The sequence below is a fragment of the Cereibacter sediminicola genome (assembly GCF_007668225.1).
Taxonomy (GTDB): Bacteria; Pseudomonadota; Alphaproteobacteria; order Rhodobacterales; family Rhodobacteraceae; genus Cereibacter_A; species Cereibacter_A azotoformans.
The window spans coordinates 1-806 of sequence record NZ_VDEK01000116.1; the positions used below are offsets into that span (position 1 = coordinate 1).

Genomic DNA, 806 nt, shown 5'->3' on the forward strand with positions numbered 1-806 from the left:
GCCCCTGACGGTGGAGCCGGAGTTTGGCGCCGGGCTGGATGGCCTGTCGGGCGTGATCACCATCGAGATCGGCGGCGTCGTCCTGCGGGTTCCGGGCAACGTGCCGGCCGAACGGGCGGCGGCGCTGGTGCGGGCGCTGCGAGAGGCACCATGATCATCGCCGGACAGCGGCTGCCGATCGTCGTGGCGACCCGGCCCGTCGACTTCCGCTGCGGCCATCAGGCGCTGGCGCTGATCGTGCAGAACGAGCTGAAGCTCGATCCGCATTCGGGCGTGACGGTGATCTTCCGCTCGAAGCGCGGCGACAGGCTGAAGATTTTGGTGTGGGACGGCAGTGGCCTGGTGCTGATCTACAAGCGGCTCGAGCAGGGAAACTTCGCCTGGCCGAAGGTTCAGGACGGGGTCATGCGTCTGTCCCGGGCGCAGTACGAGGCGCTGTTCGAGGGGCTGGAGTGGCGTCGGGTGGTGGCGCAGCGTGTGGCCCCTCCGGCTGCGGCGGGGTGACTCAGGCGGTCGTTTCCGACCTTGTTTTACTGGGGTCCGCGGCTCGGATCGGGTAGAAGGGTGCATGTCGCAGCCCCTCGATCTCAGCCGGTTTCCCGATCTTCCGCCCGAGGTGGTGACGGCCTTCCAGGCCCAGCATGCGGCTCTGGAAGCGGCCCGGTTCGAGGCCTCCGTCGAGCGTGCCGCGCGCCTGCACGAGCAGGCGGTGGTGGCCGAGAAGGACGCCTTCATTGCCGAGCTCAAGGAACTGATCGGGACGCTGGAGGGCCAGGTCGCGCAGTACCGGCAGGCGAAGTTCGGGC

Annotated in this window: 1 protein-coding gene and 1 pseudogene; both read left to right on the forward strand. The window is 68.7% G+C overall.

Features of this window, described 5'->3' with window-relative positions; all coding sequences use genetic code 11:
• Positions 1 to 150 precede the first annotated feature (150 nt).
• Positions 151 to 504: an IS66 family insertion sequence element accessory protein TnpB gene (tnpB, locus tag FG154_RS20590; RefSeq protein WP_108222288.1), complete on the forward strand. Its 354-nt coding sequence runs from the start codon at positions 151 to 153 to the stop codon at positions 502 to 504.
• 64 nt (positions 505 to 568) lie between these two features.
• Positions 569 to 806, forward strand: a pseudogene (locus FG154_RS20595) (IS66 family transposase); the annotation flags it as partial.